Origin of the sequence: Pedobacter sp. BS3 (assembly GCF_008274585.1) — a bacterium.
Classification (GTDB): domain Bacteria; phylum Bacteroidota; class Bacteroidia; order Sphingobacteriales; family Sphingobacteriaceae; genus Hufsiella_A.
This window is the reverse complement of sequence record NZ_VTRT01000003.1, coordinates 627,493-646,153: the sequence shown is the minus strand read 5'-3', so window position 1 is coordinate 646,153 and position 18,661 is coordinate 627,493. Positions and strand designations below refer to the sequence as shown.

General features: G+C 43.1%; 22 protein-coding genes. 4 read left to right on the top strand and 18 right to left on the bottom strand.

Annotated elements, in window-relative coordinates:
• Nucleotides 1-10 precede the first annotated feature (10 nt).
• Entirely contained in the window at nucleotides 11-1,384 is a 1,374-nt protein-coding gene (locus tag FW774_RS11655) for a lactate utilization protein B (RefSeq protein WP_149348340.1), read from the top strand.
• Nucleotides 1,385-1,478: 94 nt separating this feature from the next.
• Entirely contained in the window at nucleotides 1,479-2,063 is a 585-nt protein-coding gene (locus FW774_RS11650) for a lactate utilization protein C (protein WP_149348339.1), read from the top strand.
• Nucleotides 2,064-2,117: 54 nt separating this feature from the next.
• On the opposite strand, the gene FW774_RS11645 is transcribed toward FW774_RS11650, so the two are convergent.
• From FW774_RS11645 to pncB, 3 genes are all read right to left on the bottom strand, one after another.
• A complete protein-coding gene (locus FW774_RS11645; protein ID WP_197739844.1) occupies nucleotides 2,118-2,477 on the bottom strand; it encodes a DUF6970 domain-containing protein in 360 nt (119 codons plus the stop codon).
• Nucleotides 2,478-2,802: 325 nt separating this feature from the next.
• Nucleotides 2,803-3,927, bottom strand: coding sequence for an ATP-binding protein (locus tag FW774_RS11640; RefSeq protein ID WP_197739843.1), 1,125 nt, complete (start codon nucleotides 3,925-3,927; stop codon nucleotides 2,803-2,805).
• 78 nt (nucleotides 3,928-4,005) lie between these two features.
• Nucleotides 4,006-5,178, bottom strand: coding sequence for a nicotinate phosphoribosyltransferase (pncB, locus tag FW774_RS11635; protein WP_149348337.1), 1,173 nt, complete (start codon nucleotides 5,176-5,178; stop codon nucleotides 4,006-4,008).
• Nucleotides 5,179-5,511: 333 nt separating this feature from the next.
• On the opposite strand from pncB, the gene FW774_RS11630 reads away from it, so the two are divergent.
• The gene (locus FW774_RS11630; protein WP_149348336.1) at nucleotides 5,512-6,543 is read left to right on the top strand and encodes a GntR family transcriptional regulator; all 1,032 of its coding nucleotides are present in this window, start codon (nucleotides 5,512-5,514) and stop codon (nucleotides 6,541-6,543) included.
• 171 nt (nucleotides 6,544-6,714) lie between these two features.
• Here FW774_RS11630 and FW774_RS20420 read toward each other — a convergent pair whose 3' ends face one another.
• Together FW774_RS20420 and FW774_RS11625 are read right to left on the bottom strand one after the other, a co-directional pair.
• Nucleotides 6,715-6,882 carry a hypothetical protein gene (locus FW774_RS20420; protein ID WP_187774878.1) on the bottom strand — a complete coding sequence of 56 codons (168 nt, stop codon included), beginning with the start codon at nucleotides 6,880-6,882 and terminating at the stop codon, nucleotides 6,715-6,717.
• A gap of 26 nt (nucleotides 6,883-6,908) precedes the next feature.
• On the bottom strand, nucleotides 6,909-7,106 hold the full coding sequence (locus FW774_RS11625) for a hypothetical protein (protein WP_149348335.1): 198 nt from the start codon (nucleotides 7,104-7,106) through the stop codon (nucleotides 6,909-6,911).
• Nucleotides 7,107-7,370: 264 nt separating this feature from the next.
• Between FW774_RS11625 and FW774_RS11620 the strand changes: the two genes are divergently transcribed.
• A complete protein-coding gene (locus FW774_RS11620) occupies nucleotides 7,371-9,227 on the top strand; it encodes a DNA topoisomerase IV subunit B (protein ID WP_149348334.1) in 1,857 nt (618 codons plus the stop codon).
• 233 nt (nucleotides 9,228-9,460) lie between these two features.
• Here the strand turns inward: FW774_RS11620 and FW774_RS20415 are convergent, their stop codons facing one another.
• The 13 genes from FW774_RS20415 to FW774_RS11560 all read right to left on the bottom strand — a co-directional run bounded on the left by FW774_RS20415 (nucleotide 9,461) and on the right by FW774_RS11560 (nucleotide 18,619).
• The gene (locus FW774_RS20415) at nucleotides 9,461-9,619 is read right to left on the bottom strand and encodes a hypothetical protein (RefSeq protein WP_187774877.1); all 159 of its coding nucleotides are present in this window, start codon (nucleotides 9,617-9,619) and stop codon (nucleotides 9,461-9,463) included.
• Between the two features lie 12 nt (nucleotides 9,620-9,631).
• Nucleotides 9,632-10,018, bottom strand: a complete 387-nt coding sequence (locus FW774_RS11615) for a hypothetical protein (protein ID WP_149348333.1) — start codon at nucleotides 10,016-10,018, stop codon at nucleotides 9,632-9,634.
• Nucleotides 10,019-10,020: 2 nt separating this feature from the next.
• Nucleotides 10,021-11,250 (bottom strand): IS256 family transposase, encoded by a 1,230-nt coding sequence (locus FW774_RS11610; RefSeq protein WP_149348332.1) that lies wholly within the window; start codon nucleotides 11,248-11,250, stop codon nucleotides 10,021-10,023.
• A 251-nt stretch (nucleotides 11,251-11,501) separates the two neighbouring features.
• Nucleotides 11,502-12,050 (bottom strand): WG repeat-containing protein, encoded by a 549-nt coding sequence (locus FW774_RS11605; protein WP_149348331.1) that lies wholly within the window; start codon nucleotides 12,048-12,050, stop codon nucleotides 11,502-11,504.
• Between the two features lie 36 nt (nucleotides 12,051-12,086).
• Nucleotides 12,087-12,635, bottom strand: coding sequence for a WG repeat-containing protein (locus tag FW774_RS11600; protein ID WP_149348330.1), 549 nt, complete (start codon nucleotides 12,633-12,635; stop codon nucleotides 12,087-12,089).
• Nucleotides 12,636-12,774: 139 nt separating this feature from the next.
• Nucleotides 12,775-13,011 (bottom strand): WG repeat-containing protein, encoded by a 237-nt coding sequence (locus tag FW774_RS11595; RefSeq protein ID WP_149348329.1) that lies wholly within the window; start codon nucleotides 13,009-13,011, stop codon nucleotides 12,775-12,777.
• A 336-nt stretch (nucleotides 13,012-13,347) separates the two neighbouring features.
• Complete coding sequence (locus FW774_RS11590) at nucleotides 13,348-13,956, bottom strand: hypothetical protein (RefSeq protein WP_149348328.1); 609 nt, start codon at nucleotides 13,954-13,956, stop codon at nucleotides 13,348-13,350.
• 90 nt (nucleotides 13,957-14,046) lie between these two features.
• The gene (locus FW774_RS20515) at nucleotides 14,047-14,322 is read right to left on the bottom strand and encodes a response regulator transcription factor (RefSeq protein ID WP_197739842.1); all 276 of its coding nucleotides are present in this window, start codon (nucleotides 14,320-14,322) and stop codon (nucleotides 14,047-14,049) included.
• 17 nt (nucleotides 14,323-14,339) lie between these two features.
• On the bottom strand, nucleotides 14,340-14,846 hold the full coding sequence (locus tag FW774_RS11580) for a PAS domain-containing protein (RefSeq protein WP_149348327.1): 507 nt from the start codon (nucleotides 14,844-14,846) through the stop codon (nucleotides 14,340-14,342).
• Nucleotides 14,847-14,869: 23 nt separating this feature from the next.
• Nucleotides 14,870-16,477: a WG repeat-containing protein gene (locus tag FW774_RS11575; RefSeq protein WP_149348326.1), complete on the bottom strand. Its 1,608-nt coding sequence runs from the start codon at nucleotides 16,475-16,477 to the stop codon at nucleotides 14,870-14,872.
• 13 nt (nucleotides 16,478-16,490) lie between these two features.
• Nucleotides 16,491-16,718, bottom strand: coding sequence for a WG repeat-containing protein (locus FW774_RS11570; RefSeq protein ID WP_197739841.1), 228 nt, complete (start codon nucleotides 16,716-16,718; stop codon nucleotides 16,491-16,493).
• A 283-nt stretch (nucleotides 16,719-17,001) separates the two neighbouring features.
• Nucleotides 17,002-17,559, bottom strand: a complete 558-nt coding sequence (locus FW774_RS11565) for an outer membrane beta-barrel protein (protein WP_149348324.1) — start codon at nucleotides 17,557-17,559, stop codon at nucleotides 17,002-17,004.
• Nucleotides 17,560-17,983: 424 nt separating this feature from the next.
• Complete coding sequence (locus FW774_RS11560; RefSeq protein WP_149348323.1) at nucleotides 17,984-18,619, bottom strand: response regulator transcription factor; 636 nt, start codon at nucleotides 18,617-18,619, stop codon at nucleotides 17,984-17,986.
• Nucleotides 18,620-18,661 lie beyond the last annotated feature (42 nt).

Sequence of the window (18,661 nt, the reverse complement as noted above, 5' to 3'; positions counted from 1 at the left end):
ACAATATATCATGAACAGCGAACAGAAAGAACATGCCGGATTAGCCGAAACCTTTAACAAGGATGAAGACCGCGTAAACTGGCACGATGAAACCTTGTGGTGGATTCGGCAGAAACGGGATAAATCAGCGCATAATATCCCCGAATGGGAAACGCTGCGGAATACGGCATCGGCTATCAAAAATCATGTACTGTCTAACCTGCATAATTACCTGGTAGAATTTGAGGCGAATGCCAAAGCCAATGGCATAATTGTTCACTGGGCGGCCAATGCCCAGGAACATAACCAGATTGTTCACGGTATTTTAAAAGAGCATGGCATTACTCAAATGGTAAAAAGTAAGTCCATGCTTACCGAAGAATGCCATCTGAATGAATATTTAGCCCAGCAGGGTGTTGATGTTATCGATTCTGACTTAGGCGAACGCATTGTGCAGCTGGCAAAGGAACCGCCAAGTCATATCGTGCTGCCCTGCATCCATAAAAAGAAAGAAGAAATCGGCGAAATATTCCACGAAAATCTCGGAACCCCGGCGGGTGTTTCAGACCCGCAGGTGCTTACAGAAACCGCCCGTCAGCATTTACGTGAAACATTCCTTACCCGTAAGGTAGCGTTAACGGGGGTAAACTTCGCGATAGCCGAAACCGGCGATTTTGTGGTATGTACCAATGAAGGTAATGCCGATATGGGAGCGCATCTTTCGGATGTACATATCGCTTGCATGGGGATTGAAAAGCTTATTCCCAAGCGCAGGCATCTGGCTATTTTTCTGCGTTTGCTTACGCGAAGCGCTACCGGACAGCCGATAACGACGTATTCCAGTCATTTCCGTAAGCCCCGGCCGGGACAGCAAATGCACCTGGTGCTGGTAGATAACGGGCGTAGTACACAACTGGGGCGCCCTGATTTCAGGAATTCGCTGAAATGTATTCGCTGTGGCGCCTGTATGAATACCTGCCCGGTGTACCGGCGCAGCGGAGGACACAGCTATCACAGCGCTATTGCCGGTCCGATAGGTTCCATTTTAGCGCCTAACCTTGATATGCGCCAGTATGCCGACCTGCCGTTCGCATCCACGCTGTGTGGCTCCTGCTCGAACGTTTGTCCGGTTAAAATCGACATACACGATCAACTGTATAAATGGCGGCAGGTTATTGTAAAAGAAGGTTACGGAAACAAGGCTAAGGGAGTCGGTTTAAAAGTAATGAACTGGACTTTATCATCGCCCGGAGCGTATCATACTGCCGGGAAGCTGGGACGAGCGGTCATGCGTATCGCACCGTTTGCGGTAAATAATCCGTTAAATCCCTGGTATAAGCATCGCGAAATGCCCCAAGCGCCTAAGGAATCTTTCGGCGAATGGTATAAGAAGAATAGAAAGTAGTTAGTTATGGGTTACGGGTTACCTGTTATGGGTTCCATACCCATAACCCACAACACATAACTGGTAACACATCTCACTAGGCAATACTGAATAAATGAACAGCAGAGAACAGATTTTAGCAAAAGTGGCGGCAAATCAGTCGGCAACGTTGTCTTTACCGGCAGATGTTACGTTTACGCCGGATGGCGATGTGCTGGAAACATTTAAAGCTGTAGCGCTTGCCGTTGGGAGTAAACTGTTTGAGGTAAACCAGGTTAGTGAAATTCCGGGAATGATTACAGAGCAGTTTCCTTTTGCAAAGCGTATAGTTTCCCCACTGCCTGAAATGGCTGTGATTGCTGAAACTGATTTGGCCGGAATAAATGATCCGCATACCTTGAAAGATGTGGATTTAGCTATTTTGCAGCCTCATTTTGCGGTGGCCGAAAACAGTGCTGCATGGATAACCGAAGACCGCATGGGACAGCGCATTGTTCCATTTATTTGCCAGCATCTGGCTATCATTGTTCCGGTACAGGATATCGTTGCAACCATGCACCAGGCTTATGAGCGTATTGCAAATGCCGACTATGGCTTTGGCGGATTTATTGCCGGCCCCTCAAAAACGGCGGACATTGAGCAATCGCTGGTTTTGGGAGCGCATGGCCCGCGAAGCATGACTATCTTTTTAGTGCGTTAGCCAGGTTATGATAAATATAACTGGTAAAAATAATTTTAAGCCCGGCGACTGTTTTCACTTTTTACTTTTCACTTTCGACTTTTCACTTAGATGGCGGTTATCTTCCCAGATTAATCTTTTTGTAAGCTTGTTGCTGTCGAAATCAGGACATTTCCCATCGCCTTTACCGGTAAAGCCGCCATCAGGAGCGCAGATCAGGTTACAATCTTTATCGAAAAGCTGGCTGGGAATATCACAGCAGTGAGCCGATATGTAATAATATTTCGTGCCGTTATAATCCCATTCATAAACTTTAGCCGGTGGATTACGTACCGGTTCAGCTTTGATTTGCTCAATCTTAGTTCTAATACATGCCGGTATTTCGGTACTTACCTCAAGCGTCTTACAGGCCGACCATAAAACGGTGAAAGCCATAATTGATAATATACTAATCGGGTTCATCATAAAACAAGTTAATAATCAACGTATCGGGGCGTTTATTGTTTATAAACGATAAATCAAGACCAATTTTTGCCAGACAACTTAAACTAAAATATTGTTTGGATCGTTACTATACCATCTACCAGTATAAAGCCTTATGAGAAATGTTGAAGAGAAGAAGTGTTTTCTCCAGAAAAGATCAACCCGTGAATTAGAGGAAGCCGAACAATTTAATACATTGGTCATTATACTTCTGGTTATAACTGTACTTTTTTGTGTATTGGGAAAATATGTATTTGGCTGGTAACAGGTACAGCTGTTATGCTAACCATGTTTCAATATCGTTTAAAAAGGTGCTGATGCTTGTTACTTGCCACGTTTGTTTGAGTGTGAATGAATCTGAGGAAGGTGTAATAACAATGCTGTGCCGGGGTTGTATATCCTGTATAGTTTGAGTATTACCACGTTTAATATCCGGAACGTTACTAAGCTTTATTTCAACAGCGCACTGTACAAGGTTACCCTTACTTAATAGCAAATCGGTTTCTGCACCATCCTGGCTTCGGTAAAACCAGGGCTGAATGTTTTTAGGCAGTATAGTGAGTATTTGCTGAATGACGAACCCTTCCCATGAATTTCCGGCTTGTGGATGCCCCATTACCTGGTTATATCCTGATAAGAAAAGAAGATTATGCAGCATTCCTGAATCGCGGATGTATATTTTGGAACTTTTCACCAAACGTTTTCCCGAATTAGAGAACCAGGGTTTTAATGTGCGAACGAGCATAGCCTGTTCCAGGTAGTAAATAGCATTGGTAACGGTGGGTTGTGATACACCGAGAGATCGTGATAAGCTGGAATAGTTGATTACCTGTCCGTGCATGTGAGCCAGCATTTGCAGCAACCGGATGATTTGCGTAGCAGGCATAGCCAGTCCCAGTTGGGCAAGGTCGCGGGTAGCATAGCTGTAAATAAAATCAGAAAGCCATTCCATGGCATCTTCATCGCTTTGTGCTAAAAAAGCTTCCGGAAATCCTCCCTTGATCCAAAGTGAGTTTAATTTTTCGGGGCCGACCTCGTTTAACGAAAATGGATAGAGCTCCTGGTACCTGATACGGCCGGCCAGCGATTCTGAGCTTTGTTTTAAAAGTTCTGGTGAAGCTGAGCCCAGTAGTATAAACCTGCCGGGCTTCCTGTTTTTATCAATAACAGATCGTAATACCGGGAAGAGTTCAGGCATGCGTTGAACCTCATCAATGATAATGGTTTTATCTGCATTATTGGTAAGAAACAAGCCGGTGTCCTGTAGTTTGATAGTATCCGCCGGGTCTTCTAAATCGAGATAAATAAAATCGCCTGGAGCACCTTCTATTAATTGCTTAACAAGTGTGGTTTTGCCAACCTGCCGTGGACCTAGAATGGCAACAGCCGGTACTTGTTGCAAGTTCTTTTTTATGATTTGAAATAGATATCGCTTTATCATAACCCTGCAAATTTAAAATTATTTTTTAAATTTGCAGGGTTATGATATCCCTAATACCGTTTTGGCCAGTGTTATCGTCTGTTCATCGCCGGTATATTTGCCATGCTCGTCCGATAGTTTCACAACGGGCATCCATTCGCTGTTTGCAGGCTGGGCCCGCACCATTTTGATCACAATATTCAGTGGGTGAGGGCCAACATCATTGGTAAGGTTAGTGCCAATGCCAAAAGACATACCGATTTTACCGCGGCAAAACCCGGCAATATGAGCTACCTTGTCGTAATCAAGGCCATCAGAAAAAATAATGGTTTTAGATAAAGGATCTATCCCCATTCTTTTGTAATGCGTAATGGCTTTTTGAGCAAAAAGTACCGGGTCGCCGCTATCGTGCCGTATGCCGTCAAACAGCTTTGAGAACATCTTATCAAATTGCCTGAAGAAGACATCTGTAGTATAGGTGTCGCTGAGGGCAATACCCAGGTCGCCGCGATACACATCTACCCAATGTTCCAATCCCATGATATTGGCCATTTTAAAACCATAGCGGGCAGCATGAAACATAAACCATTCATGAGCATGGGTTCCTATCGGTTTAATGCCGTTAAGCATGGCCAGGTAAACATTACTGCTGCCAATAAATGTTCTTCCGCCAAACTGTTTAAGCGCCTGAACCACCAATTTATGCACATTGAACGAATAGCGTCGCCGGGTGCCAAACTCGGCTACAGTAATGCCCAGATTCCGGTAGCTTTTTATTTTCCGCTCATTTTTAATAATGATCTCATCATCGCTAAGCCGGTCCTGATCAGTAATAAGATAATACAGCTCTGATATTAAAGCCATTAAAGGAACTTCCCATAAAATGGTACGATACCAGTATCCGGTAATTTCTACCGAAAGGTTTGTTCCCTGCTGTTTAATGGTGACTTCAGAAGGATCATAGCGGTAGCCTTGTAAAAAATCAAGATATGTAGCCTCCAGGTACGGACAGGTAGCACGCAGGTATTCTTTTTCGGATAGTGTTAGCGCAACGTCGGAAAAATTAGCAAGTGCTTTTTCCAGCTCGCGGGCAAACCCGGTAGGAAACTGGTGATTGCCGCGATTGATAAACCGGTAGTGTGCCTTTGCATGAGGGAATAGCTTAATAACACCCTGCTGCATGGTAAATTTATAAAAATCGTTATCCAGCAGTGAAACAGGTCGTGGTATCATAATAAAAGTAAAAAGTTAAAAATACAAAGTTGAAAGCCTTAATTCAAATCAGCTAAAGCAATATTGAGGTTGAAGGTTGAAGGTTGAAGGTTGAAGGTGAAACGTTTAAAGGTCACTACGTGCAACTTTTGAATTTTGACTTAATAAATGCACGATATGATAAGCCCCCGTTTGTACATTCTGCAGATAATATATAAACTTGCCGGTACTAAGTCAAAATTCAAAAATTAAAATTCAAAAGTTAAAATGGCCATCCTGGTCTGTATAGATAGTAATTTTAGCCAGCTTTACAGGTTTTTACTTTTGAATTTTGACTTTTTACTTAAGATAATTATGAAACCGGTAAATTTCTTCAGCTTTGTACATATTGATGAGTATTCTGCAACACCCAAATACCTGCAGCTTACCAATTCCATTTTAACCGCCATAGGCGCAGGCAAGCTGAATAAGGATGATTTGCTGCCATCTATCAATGAGTTGAGCTATGAGCTTGAAATATCACGCGATACCGCCGAGAAAGGATATAAATACCTGAAAAAAATCGGTGTGCTGGGTTCTATCCCCGGTAAGGGATACTATATTATGAATGCCGAATTCAGGCAAACGCTGAAAATTTGCCTGATGTTCAATAAGCTGAGCGCCCATAAAAAAATTATATACGATGCCTTTATACAGGCGCTTGGCGAGAACGTAGCCGTAGATTTTTACATTTATAATAACGATTTCAAGCTGTTCAAGAAGCTGCTGAATAATAAACGCGAAGATTATTCACATTTTGTGATCATCCCGCATTTTATGGATGGCGATGCAGACAGCTACCAGATTATCAATGAGCTGCCCAAAGAGAAGCTGGTGCTGCTGGATAAGCGCCTGCCCGGCGTAAGCGGTGAATATGCTGCCGTGTATGAGAATTTTGAAAATGATATTTACCAGGCATTGGAACAAGCCCGTCCGCAGTTGAGCAAATATCATACGTTAAAGCTTATATTCCCCGAAAAAAGCTATTATCCCAAAGAGATTCGCAAAGGTTTTAGCCGTTTTTGCCAGCAATATGCCTTTACTCCCGGCCTGGTGTCTGATATAGAAGTTGAACCGATCAAAGCAGGCGAGGCGTATATCAATTTAATGGAAGATGACCTGGTGACGCTCATTAGCCGGGTTATTGCCATGAACCTGAAAATAGGGAAGGATGTGGGCCTGATTTCATATAACGAAACACCATTAAAGAAATTAATTCTGAATGGAATTACCACCATCTCAACAGATTTTCACCAGATGGGAGCTATGGCGGCGCAGCTCATACTGGATAATTCCCGAAAGCAGGTTGAAGTGCCGTTCTACCTTACCTTGCGGCAATCGCTGTAAAAATAAAAAGACCGCTTGCGCAGTCTTTTTAATGTTTCATAGGCGGATGAAAAGATTTCTATAGGCAGTGTTAAATTCAAAAGTTGAAATTCAAAACAGTTAATGCGCTTAAAGTCAATATAAATTGTAGATCTACTTTTAACTTTTAACTTTCCACTTTAAACATGGTCGCTATGCCACCTGAAGGCCGCCACCATTCAAATCATTATCCTTAAAGCTTGACAATACATTGTTCCTTACTTTCCGGATTTGTTTAATTTCTTTTTCAAGGATATCGCGTAATTGCAGATCAAATTTTTCAGTAAGTCTTAATGAGGCGGTTTTTAGTTGATTTTTCATATTTAATAGGATTAAATGGTTAAAATTTATTTGTTCTCGCTTTTATTTTCGTTCTTTTCCAACGTGTTTTTATGGCGTTCGGCCTCGCGTTTTTGCCGGATAAGTTGTTCCTTGTCACGAATATCAGTTGCCTGCTCCGGATTTTGCGGATTATCCCATTCCTGTTCGCGGGTTTGCTCCTTTATTTTCTTTCCAATAACAACCATGTTGTTTAAAAATTTCATTAGAGATAACCAATAATGTACCAGATACCGGCTTAACAGGTGTTACCAATTTGGTTTTGGGTTCAAAAATCACTCCTGCTGACAGAAATCTATTTTTACATTGTAATACACTGTCTGTAGTACAAGTAAATCACATTGTATAAATCACGCTACAGTGTCATAACAACAACGTAGCCATTACTAAACAAAAAGTGTATATGTTGATATTTAGCGGTTGCTTAAAGCGGCGAATACGTTAGTTTTGCATACACCGTTTTTTAAGTTATGGCAGAGCAGATAAATTATAGCGAAGACAGTATACGGTCGTTAGACTGGAAAGAGCACATCCGTTTACGGCCCGGTATGTATATCGGTAAGCTTGGCGACGGTTCGGCTTACGATGATGGTATTTACGTGTTACTGAAAGAGATTGTCGATAACTCCATCGACGAGTTTGTGATGGGCGCCGGTAAAACCATTGATATCACCATGCACGAGCACAAGGTCGCTGTTCGCGATTACGGTCGTGGCATTCCCTTAGGTAAAGTGATTGATTGCGTATCTAAGATCAATACCGGCGGAAAGTACGACAGCAAAGCTTTCCAGAAATCGGTAGGATTGAACGGTGTGGGTACCAAAGCTGTAAATGCGCTCTCAACTACGTTTACCGTACAATCGTACCGCGACGGACGTACCAAGTTTGCTGAATTTAACAAAGGCGACCTGGTACGCGATGAGCCGGAAAAGGAAACCTCGCAGCGAAACGGAACCGCCATCATGTTTACTCCCGACGATTCCATTTTTCGCCACTACCGCTTTATTCCTGAATTTGTGGAGAACATGATATGGAATTACGTGTTCCTCAATTCTGGTTTGACCATTAATTTTAATGGTCAAAAATATTTCTCAGAAAAAGGCCTGCACGATCTGCTGGTGCGCAACACCGATACCGAAACCATCCGTTATCCTATCATCCACCTGAAAGGCGATGATATTGAAATAGCCATGACACATGGCCAGCAATATGGTGAGGAGTACTATTCGTTTGTTAACGGGCAGCACACCACGCAGGGCGGAACGCACCAGGCCGCTTTCCGCGAAGCCGTAGTAAAAACCATCCGCGAATTTTATAAAAAGGAGTTTGACGCGTCCGATATTCGGGCATCCATTGTAGCGGCCATTGCCATTAAAGTGCAGGAGCCGGTTTTCGAATCGCAGACAAAAACCAAGCTGGGTTCGCAGAACGTAGGCCCTGATGGTCCAACTGTGCGTACCTTCATTAACGATTTTGTTAAAAAAGAGCTGGACGACCACCTGCATAAAAATCCTGACGTGGCCGATGCTCTTTTAAAACGTATTCTTCAATCAGAACGCGAACGCAAGGATATTGCCGGAATTAAAAAGCTGGCAAACGAGCGGGCCAAAAAAGCCTCTTTGCATAACCGCAAGCTACGCGATTGCAAGGTGCATTTTGACGATAGCCATGAGCTTCGCCAGGATACCACGCTGTTCATCACCGAGGGAGATTCAGCCAGCGGTTCTATCACCAAATCGCGTGATGTGCAGACACAGGCCGTATTCAGCCTGAAAGGAAAGCCGCTGAACTGCTTCGGCCTCACCAAAAAAGTGGTTTACGAAAACGAAGAATTTAACCTCCTGCAGCACGCCCTCAATATTGAGGATGGCATAGAAAACCTGCGTTACAACAATATTGTGATAGCTACCGATGCCGATGTGGACGGTATGCACATTCGCCTGCTGTTAATGACGTTTTTCCTGCAATTTTTCCCCGATCTGGTCAAGGCCGGGCATGTGTCTATCCTGCAAACGCCGCTGTTCAGGGTGCGCAATAAAAAAGAAACCATTTACTGCTACAGCGAAGAAGAAAAACGCAATGCCATTGCCAGGCTTGGCGCCAAACCCGAGATCACCCGCTTTAAAGGTTTGGGCGAAATATCGCCCGACGAGTTCAGCCTGTTTATCGGTAAAGACATTCGCCTTGAGCCTGTTATTTTGTCAAAAGAGCAAAGCATTAAAAACCTGCTGGAATACTATATGGGTAAAAACACGCCCGACCGTCAGCAGCATATTATCGGTAACCTGCGTATCGAGTTGGATGTTATTGACGAAGATGCGGCGTAGTTTTCTGTTTATCTGAAAAAGTGGGACTACAGTTATTTCTGTATCGGGTGGTCCCGTTTTCCATTCATACGCCGCCTGCGGGCGTTCCGCACAGGCCGGTATGCACTGCAATCGGAGTTTAGTTTGGCCAGGCAGCGCTTATTTGATTTTGACAACTTTTAGAAAGTTGTCAAAGTTTAAAGTCTTTTTAAAATATTTAGTTCCGCCACATAGCCCACATATTATATCGCTTGTTACCTTTTGGTAAGCGGGTCTATTTTTGCATAAAAATAGCGTTGGGGGCCGGTATTGAATTTAAATTTTATGATATTCTTCTCTGTAATCCGGGTAATCTGGGCTTGTGCCGTAAATACAGCCAAACACCATAAGCCGGTTATGATTATCTTTTTCATGAGGTGTATTTTTTAACTATTAGCTTTTCTGGTGTGCCTTTTATATATGGCAAACTTTACTAAAAAAACAATGAGTGAGATAATTACTCCAAGGGGAAATATGAAGACGAGCGGTAAAATAAGCGCATTGCCCAATTTGCGGTGGGAAGGTGCCAGAATGACGAAGAAATAGAGAATGTTGAAGGGCGTGAGGAATGTTTTGAAGTAGAGGTTGGCCACTGTGCCGTTCAGCAAGACATAGATAAGTGCTACAATGGTTGGGGTGGCGGCTATATAATATATGGAAGAGTCGGTGTAAGGACTTGCATGGTAAAATAAAAATGCGGATACGGCCGAGAACAGGATGCCGATGGGGAGTGTATCCTGAACTGTGTCATGCTTAAAAATTAACGCTCTCATTACTATATACCCTCTTTGAGCAGGCGCTCTCCAAATTTAATATAAAGCTGGGAAAATACCATGCCCCAGTTCTGCATGGGCATCGTCCATTTCCGGCTGATATTCCTGATGACCAGGTACATCAGCTTAAGCAGAGCCTGTTCGGAAGAAAAGGCGCCCTTAGTCTTGGTAATTTTGCGGATCTGCCGGTGTACGCCCTCAATGGGGTTTGTAGTGTAAATTACCTTTCGGATTACCGGGTCATACTCAAAGAATGCAGACAGGTTTACCCAGTTGTCCAGCCAGGATTTACAGCTCAGCGGATATTTCCGGCCCCGCTTTTCCTCAAATTCCAGCAGTTTCTCATACCCCTGCTGTTCGCTGGCGGCCTGGTAAACAGGCTTGAGGTCTGCCATCACGGCTTTCTTGTCTTTTTCAGGCACATACCGCATGGAAGAGCGTATCTGGTGGACGATGCACAGCTGCACCCGGGTCTGCGGGAAAACGGCTTCCACCGCTTCAGGAAAACCTTTCAGCCCGTCGATGCAGGCAATGAGCATGTCTTCCACCCCGCGGGCTTTCAGGTCGGTCAGTACCGAAAGCCAGAATTTAGCACCCTCATTTTCTGAGGTGTAAAGACCCAGCACTTCTTTTCTGCCTTCGATATTTACACCCAGTATGTTGTAGACCGCACGGGTTTCCACACTGCCGTTTGTCCGGACCTTGAAAAACATGCAGTCCAAGAACACAAAGGGATAGACAGCTTCCAAGGGACGGCTGCGCCACTCCTGTACGGCAGGAAGCACACTGTCGGTTATCCGTGATATCTCCGCGGGAGAAATCTCCATGGCGTACATTTCCTGAATGTAATCCCGCATGGCACGCGTGCTCATGCCTCTGGCATACATCGAGAGGATGTTCCCTTCCAGCTCCTCGGTAATGATCAGCTGCCGCTTAGGGACGATCTTAGGGTCAAAGGTGCTCAATCTGTCCCTGCCCGTCTCCAGTTCAAACTCGCCGGCATTGAGGCTGCGGACGGTCTTCCTGCTTTTCCCGTTCCTGCGGTTGGGCTGTTCCTGCCGCCTGCTTTCGGAAAGGTGGTGCTCCAGTTCCCCGGCCATCATCGATTCAAGGAAATGTTTCATCAAAGGAGCTAATACCCCTTCGCTGCCGGTCATCTTCTTACCGGCGGATAAGCCGGCCATGGCTTCTTTCTTGAAAGATTCAAAATCAAAATTGTCTGGTGTTTCCATTATTTGTATCAGTTTAACATTCTGTTACTGACACAGTTTGCGGGACATCCTCTGCCGATGGCAAGAACTATTTGTTTGTTGCGTAACATGGCGTAAGTTTTTAAAGTTTAATATTGCCTATCGTTTCGTTTTTATTTTTTTGGTTGGATTGGTATTGAGTATAGCGTACTGCGTATTGAGATATGTGACTTTCTTCCCCTAACCCCCAAAGGGGAAGCCCTCATAGTTCCGACTTTCAGACTTTCCCAACTTCATTTAACTTTTTTACCTGTTTTATCAATATGAAATTTGCGTTTGCCCAACTCTACGGCTGCTTTTCCTGCTACAAAATCATAAGCGTAATCGTATTGGCAGGGAATAACAATTTTACCTGCTTTGTTGATAAACCCGTATTTATTGTGCAACACTACGGCAGCCAGGCCTTCATGGAATTCGCCGGCCATTTCGTATTTCGGGGCAATCACCTCTTTGCCCATTTTGTTGATAAAGCCCCATTTTCCGTTTATTTCTACAGCAGCAAGTCCTTGTGTAAAATCGCCTGCAATACGAAACTGATGTGGGATTATCAATTTCCCCGTTGGGTTGATATAACCGTATTGGTCGTTCAGTTTTACAGCGGCCAAGCCTTCCGAAAATTTGTAGGCGATCTCGTACAAAGGCTGCACTATCGTATCGCCCTTGCTGTTCAAATAGCCGTATTTGCCGTTATTTCCTTTAAAAGATTTAAGGTTTTGCGCCTGTACAGTTATAGCTGCCACACACCAAAGCGATAAGAAAAGGATGGTTTGTTTATTTGTCATTGGTTGAATTAGTCATTGACCATTCCTCTTTTGTGGTTAGGGGGCTACTTCCTTTCCCGTTTTATCGATATAAAGCTCCCTGCCGTTCAATTGCACTTTGGCCTTACCGTTTTTAAATTCTTCGGCACCGTCATATTGCAGAGGAATAACTTCTTTCCCGGTTTTATCAACAAAGCCTAATTTGCGGTTTAGTCCTACAATGGCCATCCCTTCAGAAAAGGTCAGGGTTACATCGTATTTGGGCTGAACAACCTGTTTGCCGGTATGGTCTATGTAACCCCACTTGCCGTTCAGCCGAACCGGACAGAACCCTCCTGCAAAAATATCGAGGGCATCGTATTGTATAGCGGTTATTGCTTTGCCTTTTTTATCGATAATGCCCCATTTGCCGTTCAGCTTTACGGCAGCCAGCCCTTCAAAAAAACTATCGGCATAGTCATATTGAGGCTCAATAACCGTTTTGCTGTCCTGGTCTGCGAAGCCATATTTGCCGTTAGCATCTTTAAACGGTTTTAAGTTCTGCGCCTGCGATAGCATGGCCACATTTGTAAGCAGGAGGGTAATGATGAGTACTTTTTTTATCATATTTTGTGGTTTTAATGGTTAATGTAAAGCCGGAGGTTCGCTCTATTGGACTTTCAGCCCCGAACCCCGGATTACTCGGGGAGCCGTACTGCCTGTCCCGGAAGGAACGATTCGGGATTCAACTTTTTAACTTTTAACTCTAATGTATTTCTTTTCCTGTTTTATCGATATAAAGCTCTTTACCGTTGAGCTTTGCCCGGGCTTTGCCATCTAAAAAATAGCCTAACTCATCATAACGCATAGGGATTACTACTTTCCCGGTTTTATCAATAAATCCCCACTTTTGCCCGTTTCTTACGGGAACAATATGCTCGGCCCCGAACCCTAATATTTCATCGTATTTGGGCGGTACTATCTCTTTGCCTGAATTATCCATAATACCCCATTTGCCCTGCTGTAAGTATAATGCCTAATAGCGTTAGTATTGTTGTTTTCATTTTCTCAATGGTTATAAGAATATGTTTAAATTTCATGAAATCATGTTTTTATTGCTGCTGGTGGGGACACCAGCCCCGGCTGAGGCCCTGGACGGTGTCTCCACCGTCCTTCCAACAATGACCACATACATGAAATTTAGATATGTTCTAACAGTAAAAGGGTTAAAAAGAAAAACTTGATATCCCTTAATACTCCGTAGTACATTACTATAAAAAATCCTGATACCTGTTTAGCCAGTGCCAATATGTGGTGCTGGGCTTACAGCACCATATCATTAGCGGTCAAAATCTACCAGTTCCCAACTTGTTTTCTTATATACATCAGATTCGGGACGTCCGCTCTTAGCATCGTAGGTTTCCCATTTCACTAGCACTGCACCCGTGTTTGTAAACCAAAAATCGTCCTCAAGACTGTTACTGTCATTGCCTTTTACCCGGGTAATGTCAGTATATGTACCTGCCGGTACGGTTACCGAAGCGTTTACCTCACTTACGGTACAGGTACCATACAGGTAAGGATAGGTATTACCAACAGCGGCCGAAGTTTTGAACCACAAGGAGCTTTGTGTGCCTGATAACTGGGGATCCATATACCACCAGCCATCAGCTCTTTTTTGTATAGAAATAACGGTAACTCCGGTTACATCTACCAAATTCAGCCATTTAGAGCCGTTTATAGTAACTTCTTGTGCTTTTACCGTTGTGGTATAAGGCGGTGGTGTAGCAGATACCCCGCCATCTTCATTAAAGGTGGTTACTTTGAAAATCCAGGTGCTGTTGTTAATGGGATCTGTACCATTATCCTCTCCCTTGTTCTTGTCTTTTTTGCAGGAGGAGGCGAGCAAAAGTGCACAAGTCATAATGCCTAATAAAACCTTTTTCATCTTTTCTGATTTTAAAATAATATAAAAATAGATACGGATGATGCGGCATACAATAACACGAAAGTTGTATTTTTTACCTCAGGGTTAAGCTTACCAGGAGAGGTTGTTGCTACCCAAAGCCATGTTTATGGCTTCTACTTTTGATTTGACGTTGAGCTTTGCATAAATGTTGGCAAGATGCCTGCGAACCGTTTCGGTGCTGATGCATAATGTTTCGCCGATCTCTTTATACGATCTTCCCTTTGCCAGTAAATTCATAACTTCTCTTTCCCTGTTAGTTAAGGCTCCTTCAAACTTAATCAGGGGCTTGTCCACTTTCACATCTACAAAAGATGGTTCGCCGTCTAAACCAATATAAGAAAGCACCGGCTTCCCCTCTAATTTTAAATGCGAGATGTCAGTGTGTATGCCCAATGCGGTGCTCGGACTTCCGTCCGGATATTGTGCACAAACAACTGCCTGATGCAAAATGCGTACATAATCGCCATTTTTTTTCTAAACCGGTAGTCGCCCTGCACTTTGTATTTCATCGATTTTTCTGTTGGCAAGCTCCATAAAAATTTCATAGTGTTATTTTCATTGTTGGTGAAATAAATAATATCTTCCGGGTGAATAAGACTTGTAATGAATAAAGGAGACATTTCCTGTGGTTTATACCCCAATACTTTTTCAACACTTGGCGACATATAGTCGAATGCCATAGTTGAAAGGTTGAATATGTAGTAATAAAATTCTCCGATCTGGAAATAGCTCAGCAACTTTTTGTGTATTTCTAATTCAACTTTTAATTGCGCTGCGCTTTCTTCTGGTTTAGCATAATTATTCCAAACATTAGAAAGTTCTGAATATGCTTTTGCAACTGCTTCTGATTTAGGTGTTATCTTTTTCATTGCCCTGGTGTTTTAGCTGAAAATTATTTTACTTCTTTGCCGGTTTTATCGATGTAAAACTCCCTGCCGTTTTGCTTTACCTTGGCTTTGCCGTTTTTAAAATCTTCCAATACATCATTGTAATTGCCTGGTATTGCATCTTTCCCGGTTTTGTCAATAAATTTCCAGCCACCGCTTAACCAAACATACACAGCCGCCAGCCCCTCGGAAAAATTATGGGCTATATCATATTTCAGGGGAATAACTTCTTTCCCTGTCGTATCTATAAAACCATACGCATCAGTTCTGTAATATCCGTGGCCGCTGAGGTAAACAAGTGCAAATCCGTTGTTAACGCTATTGATACTGTCATATTTTGGCGGTATTATTTCTTTTCCGGTTTTATCTGCCAGGCCAAACACCGTATACAACCGGGAACCCTCATTAATATCAGCAGCAATTTTAAAATACTTATCACCCCAGAGCTCTATTTCTTTATATTTTGGTGGTATTATTTCATCTCCGTTTTTATCTAAAATACCTTGTAAGTGGCCACGGCTCGCTTTAAAATAACCCTCGGAAAGAAATGAAATGCCTTCATAATACCGGGTGGTGAGCTCTGTACCCGTATTATCTGTCAGGCTCCATTGGTCGAAAAACTGTATGGCTTTATAACCTCCGGGCAAAACTGTTTCATGTGGTACTGTCGCAGTTGCTTCTAATTTATCAACAGGGAAATCTTTGCTTAGAGCTAATGCCAGTCTCCTAATTGAATTATCTAAATCTGCTACCGCAATACTGCTGAAAACCGGGTTGTATATTATTTGGCGGTACATCCACTTCCTGGCCCGGTTAGCACCTTCAGCTACTTCATCAAAAGCCATAGCTTTCAGCGTCTTATCAGTCTTTTTATTTGAGGCTTCAAAGCGATCTATATTTTCTTTAATGGCTCGATAGGACAATGCCTGGTTAATAGTATCCCGTGCCAGTTGTGCAATGAGCCAGTGTTTTATAAATTCTTCATAGCTGTAAAATGGATAGCTATCATAATGGACAGGGGAAATCTGGAAATAGTAGCCGGAAGTGTATTGCGGGTCATTTTTTTCATTGCCAATGAAATATTTTTCCGGAATGGCTGTATAGTTGCAAACATAATAAGCCAGTCCGCTGCTTTTGAGGGCGTCAAAGTAGTCTCTAAAATCTCCTTTTTTAGCAAGTACGTCTATTGAGTCCAATGTGTATTTTATTGCAGCACTGATGGCGTCCTGATAGGCAAAATGTATCCCGGTTGTCCTGCTTTCTTCTGCTTCTATTTGTTTTTTTCGGGCTTCCCACGATGCTTTCTCTGCTTGTCTGGCTCTCCGTCGGGCACCAAAATCAATATAGTAATCATTATTGTAGGTGCTTGCAGCGGGGCTGGAACTTTGGGCTGGAATTTGATACTGATGGTTAATATTGTGCGTTTCCGAAAACGACTTCAACTCTTCAGCGCTTTTTGCACCTGATACTGATTGCCCGTAGCCTGTGCCATTAGTTTGTGCATTTATGGTTATGAAGAACAGGTTTAAAGCAAAAAGTACAGTTGTTTTCTTCCTGTTTGCCGCTTTTAAAATAGAGTGGCGCTTTTTTGTTTGTATTATTGAGGTTTTCATTTCTATCGATTTATTATTTCATTTCTTTACCTGTTTTGTCGATGTAAATCCAATTGCCGTTTAACATCACTTTTGCCTTCCCATCTTTTTTAAAGTAGTATGCTAAATCATAAATAAACGGAATAACTTCTTTTCCCGTTGTATCAACATATCCCCATTTCCCGTTCAGTTTCACTGGTGCCAATCCTCCACTAAAACCATTTACATCCGCATCTTCATACTTAAATGGAATAACTGGCAACCAGGTTAAATATAATATAATACTAAATGTTAAGTTAAAAGTAAAAAATCAAAACCCCGCCAGCTGGCGGGCTCATTGATACCTTAAAAGTAAAAAACAAAAAACAGATCCATAATTAAAAATAGGTAATTTGTTTATAATCAGTAATATAAAAATATATTTCTAAGTCTGTTTATAATTAGCATAACACTAATATAAAGCGGGCTTTAACGTAATTGAGCGAAGCCGGAGCCTCGCTCAATCGGTGTTGCACTCATCTGTCAGTTAAACTTTTAACTTTCTGCTATTTTTTGCCGCCGCCAAAGAAGAAGCCGATCTTGGCAGCAAAGTATCCGCCGCTGCCTACAATATTGTATTCGGCAGACATGCGGAAGTGACCGGTTTCAAAACCAACACGCGGGAAAAATCCAAAATCTGACGAGCCGGGAACAACCTGGGGCGAGCTGCCACCGTTCATGGTTTCATCGTCAAGGGTTACAGATGCCGATTTGAAAAATCCAAGTCCTGCGCCTACAAAGGGGCGAAAACTGCTTTTGCCCAGGTAGTACTCACCGGTGGCGCAATACGAGTACAATACGGATACTTTGGCATCAGAATCTTCGCCACCCAGGTTGTTTACATGAGCCAAAGCCGCACCTTCCATGCGCAATCCCAGAGAAATGGCGTCCGTTAAACGATAATGTGGTTCTAAGGTAAAGGTAGCGCCAGCCTTAGTGCCTCCGCCACTTTCTTTAGGAATGGCATAACCAAGACCGATGTCTACTTTTACCTTTTTGTACGTTTGCGCCGATACCGCTACGGCCAGTGCCATAAGCGGAACTAAGAATAAAGCTTTTTTCATGTTGTTGTTTTTAGTTTAAGGATTTGTGTTTATTGTTTGCCAAACCTACGTTGCATGAACAGCGGGGTCAATTACACTTTAGTGTGAATTATTTAACGTGAGTCCGGGAAGGCGCAGGCTCGTCCCGATTTGCAATCGGGATGCCATAAAACGGCGTTTGCAACGCCGCAATGTTGCTTAAAGCAATCCAAGGCCGCTATTACCGGCGTTACAAACGCCGGAGATTGATGCGCTCGTTTTGCAAACGAGCGCAAACAGGCTATGGAAGACTTTTGAGGACTGTCATCGCATGCCAAAAGATTTGTATGCAAATTTTTAACTTCTGCCAATGACAGCGTTTACGTACTGTCATTTAACGCTGCTTTATCAGGGCAACGGTAGTTGGAGCTGCGATGCAGGTTTTGAAAGGGACAATGCCCGGTTTTTAAAAAAGGTTACCGCCCGAAATCTTATTCAAGGCATCTGTACGGGAGCTTACCTGCAATTTTTCGTAGATGTTATGGATGTGTTTTCTTACCGTTTCAATGCTGATGTATAAAAAACCGGCAACTTCTTTGTAACGGTAGCCCTTTGCCAGGTATTGTAAAATTTCTTTTTCGCGTGAGGAGAGCTTGGCAAGCTCGGTATTTACTTTTTCGCGGGGATTGAAATACGAAACAACCCTGCGGGCAATATGGCTGCTCATGGGCGAGCCTCCGTTATAAACATCCTGGATGGCTTCTAATATTTTTACCGGCGACGATGATTTGGAAATATAGCCATCGGCCCCGGCTTTTAACGCATTAAATATGTTATCATCATCTTCCAGCGAGCTGCAAATCATAAATTTAGTGCCGGGGATCTTGTCTTTTAATGCACTTATCAGGTTAATTCCGGATTTTCCGGGCAGATGAATATCTACCAAAGCAACATCGGGGGTTAAACCGGGCATTTGCGCAGTAGCATCTTCGGCATCCTCAAATTGAGCGATGCATTGAAAACCCGTACTTCCATTAATTAAAGCGCCGAGCATTTCCCGCAGTTCTTTTTGGTCTTCGATAATTACAACTTTAATGGACATCTGATAAAAATAGCAGTTGAAACATCATCTGGCAATTATACT

Bases quoted from the DNA above. Each gene is read 5' to 3' on its own strand.
- FW774_RS11575 (WP_149348326.1), bottom strand. From the start codon at position 16,477: ATGAAAACCTCAATAATACAAACAAAAAAGCGCCACTCTATTTTAAAA.
- pncB (WP_149348337.1), bottom strand. From the start codon at position 5,178: ATGATACCACGACCTGTTTCACTGCTGGATAACGATTTTTATAAATTT.
- FW774_RS11630 (WP_149348336.1), top strand. From the start codon at position 5,512: ATGAAACCGGTAAATTTCTTCAGCTTTGTACATATTGATGAGTATTCT.
- FW774_RS11590 (WP_149348328.1), bottom strand. From the start codon at position 13,956: ATGAAAAAGGTTTTATTAGGCATTATGACTTGTGCACTTTTGCTCGCC.
- FW774_RS11655 (WP_149348340.1), top strand. From the start codon at position 11: ATGAACAGCGAACAGAAAGAACATGCCGGATTAGCCGAAACCTTTAAC.
- FW774_RS11565 (WP_149348324.1), bottom strand. From the start codon at position 17,559: ATGAAAAAAGCTTTATTCTTAGTTCCGCTTATGGCACTGGCCGTAGCG.
- FW774_RS11645 (WP_197739844.1), bottom strand. From the start codon at position 2,477: ATGGCTTTCACCGTTTTATGGTCGGCCTGTAAGACGCTTGAGGTAAGT.
- FW774_RS11620 (WP_149348334.1), top strand. From the start codon at position 7,371: ATGGCAGAGCAGATAAATTATAGCGAAGACAGTATACGGTCGTTAGAC.
- FW774_RS20420 (WP_187774878.1), bottom strand. From the start codon at position 6,882: ATGAAAAATCAACTAAAAACCGCCTCATTAAGACTTACTGAAAAATTT.
- FW774_RS11615 (WP_149348333.1), bottom strand. From the start codon at position 10,018: ATGAGAGCGTTAATTTTTAAGCATGACACAGTTCAGGATACACTCCCC.
- FW774_RS11595 (WP_149348329.1), bottom strand. From the start codon at position 13,011: ATGGATAATTCAGGCAAAGAGATAGTACCGCCCAAATACGATGAAATA.
- FW774_RS11600 (WP_149348330.1), bottom strand. From the start codon at position 12,635: ATGATAAAAAAAGTACTCATCATTACCCTCCTGCTTACAAATGTGGCC.
- FW774_RS11580 (WP_149348327.1), bottom strand. From the start codon at position 14,846: ATGAAAAAGATAACACCTAAATCAGAAGCAGTTGCAAAAGCATATTCA.
- FW774_RS20415 (WP_187774877.1), bottom strand. From the start codon at position 9,619: ATGAAAAAGATAATCATAACCGGCTTATGGTGTTTGGCTGTATTTACG.
- FW774_RS11605 (WP_149348331.1), bottom strand. From the start codon at position 12,050: ATGACAAATAAACAAACCATCCTTTTCTTATCGCTTTGGTGTGTGGCA.
- FW774_RS11625 (WP_149348335.1), bottom strand. From the start codon at position 7,106: ATGAAATTTTTAAACAACATGGTTGTTATTGGAAAGAAAATAAAGGAG.
- FW774_RS11560 (WP_149348323.1), bottom strand. From the start codon at position 18,619: ATGTCCATTAAAGTTGTAATTATCGAAGACCAAAAAGAACTGCGGGAA.
- FW774_RS11650 (WP_149348339.1), top strand. From the start codon at position 1,479: ATGAACAGCAGAGAACAGATTTTAGCAAAAGTGGCGGCAAATCAGTCG.
- FW774_RS11610 (WP_149348332.1), bottom strand. From the start codon at position 11,250: ATGGAAACACCAGACAATTTTGATTTTGAATCTTTCAAGAAAGAAGCC.